This is a genomic window from Acinetobacter sp. UBA5934, assembly GCF_002430855.1.
Lineage (GTDB): Bacteria > Pseudomonadota > Gammaproteobacteria > Pseudomonadales > Moraxellaceae > Acinetobacter.
Window position 1 is genome coordinate 37,891 of record NZ_DJDC01000039.1, and the last position, 2,172, is coordinate 40,062.

Annotated in this window: 1 protein-coding gene; it reads left to right on the top strand. The window is 41.2% G+C overall.

The annotated features are described in order from the left end of the window. Nucleotides 1-177 precede the first annotated feature (177 nt). A complete protein-coding gene (locus B2Y23_RS02890; RefSeq protein WP_291368897.1) occupies nt 178-1,980 on the top strand; it encodes an ABC transporter ATP-binding protein in 1,803 nt (600 codons plus the stop codon). Nucleotides 1,981-2,172 lie beyond the last annotated feature (192 nt).

A 2,172-nucleotide genomic window follows, 5' to 3' on the forward strand; every position in this document is an offset into this window, starting at 1 on the left:
ACAGATTGGCTCGGGCTTCCGGCTCAAATAATTCGAAGTTCATGACCGACAATAAATATAAAATTCACTTTATTCTAGCGGAGTATGGCTGTTCACAATTCAAAACATTGTATGCGCTTGTGACATGGACAGATCAGGCTTAGACTCAAATCAAACTTGAAAATAAAAAAATTGCATATGAATTTATGGCACTTGTTTCAAAAACTTCGGCCCTTTGTTCGTCCTTACCGTTTATTGGTGGTTGCTACCCTGCTATTAACCCTGATCGGTTCCTTCACTGCTCAGGTCAACGCACTAACTTTACAATATGCGGTAGATAGCATTAACCGGCTGATTGAATCCGGTTTGGGGCTATCTGAAGGCTGGCATATTCTGATCACCATCTCTGCCATTTTATTGGGTAAAGAAGTGGTGAATGCCTTTGTGCAATTTGGACAAAAATTTTATGGTGAAAAGCTACGCATTTTTGTCTCGCAAGATTTAGCCCAAGGCATCATTGAAAAATTTCTGACCTATCGGCTGGCTTTTTTTAATGAAGACAATAATCAGGCCGGTAAACTGCAAACCCGAATCGACCGCGGGATTGGTTCGCTGACGCGTTTGGTTCAAATCTTTTTTATTGATATTTTACCTTTATTTACCAGCGCGATTGTGGCATTGGGGCTGATGTTTTATGCCAATTTTTATGTCGGTCTGGTGGCGCTGAGTATTGTGCCGATTTATTTCTGGCTGACCTATAAACAGGCACAAAAACTGGGAGGATGGCGGCGTAATTTACGCGATGGGCGCGAGAAAAAAAGCCAGGGTATTCTCAGCATCATTAATTCCATTACCGTGATTAAATCCTTTAACCGTGAATCGATTGAATCCGACAAACAGCTCAAGCTGCAAAAAGAACTGACCAATAATCAGATGCAGACCCGTCAAACCAGTTTTCTATTTGACGGTTTAAAGACCTTTATTGAACAGATTGGCATTGTGCTGATTATCATCCTGACCGCTTATTTTGTACTGGATGGGAAAATGAGTATCGGCATGATCATGTATCACGTGCTGTTATTTAACAACGTCTCTGCCCCGATTCGCTCGCTGCATCGTATATATGATGAAGTCAATGATGCGATGATTTATTCGGAAAGCTTCTTTAGAATTCTGGAAGCCGATCATGAAATTGAGCCCAGTGGAACTCAAAAGCCGGTTATTCAGGGACAGTTTGAACTAAAAAATGTCGAATTTTATTATCCCAATGGTCATCATGCCTTAAAGCAGATCAACATGCTGATTCAGCCCAATAAAATTACCGCTTTAGTCGGATTGTCTGGCGCAGGTAAATCGACCCTGATTAGTTTACTGGATAAATTTTATCAACCGGCATCCGGACAGGTACAACTGGATGGCATTAATCTGGAAGATATTGATACCCAGTATTTACGTGATCATATTGGACTGGTATTGCAGAAAAATCATATTTTCCAGGGTTCAATTTTTGACAATATCCGTTATGGCAAAACCGATGCCAGTCTGGAAGAAGTTATAGAAGCAGCTAAAAAAGCCTCTATTCATGAGCAGATTTTACAGCTGCCTGAAGGCTATGATACCGATGCACTGATGCTATCTGGTGGTCAGCAGCAAAGGATTGCCATTGCCCGCATGTTCCTGAAAAATCCACCGATTATTTTTCTGGATGAACCGACTGCCAGTCTGGATGCAATTGCCTCAGAGCAGATCAAACACAGTCTGGATCAAATCAAACAAGGACGAACCGTGATTATTATTTCGCACAGTTTGTCGCAAATTATTGATGCCGATTATACCTATGTGATGAAAGAAGGTCGTATTGCTGAACACGGCGAACATGATGCGCTCTACCATCAGGACGGCGTCTATAAAGAAATTTTTGATGCTATGGCGAAAAGCCTGAATATTGAAAAGATTGCCAGAACCTTTGAAGAGGATGCTGAGGAAGAAACGCATAGCTGATTATGTTATGAATATTTTTATAACAGCGTGCTCTCATGATTCATTCCATAATCGAAACTCGTTTATTACTTTTCATGAGCACAGCAATATATGCTTTTCGCTAAGTTGCACGCTTGAACCCTTATTGATGGCCTGACCGTGAATGCATGGGCAATAAAAAACCCATCATTGTAATCTGCACCCCGAAAGTTG

What these genes read in the sequence shown, in the direction of transcription:
- B2Y23_RS02890 (WP_291368897.1), top strand. Translation starts at nt 178, where the DNA reads ATGAATTTATGGCACTTGTTTCAAAAACTTCGGCCCTTTGTTCGTCCT.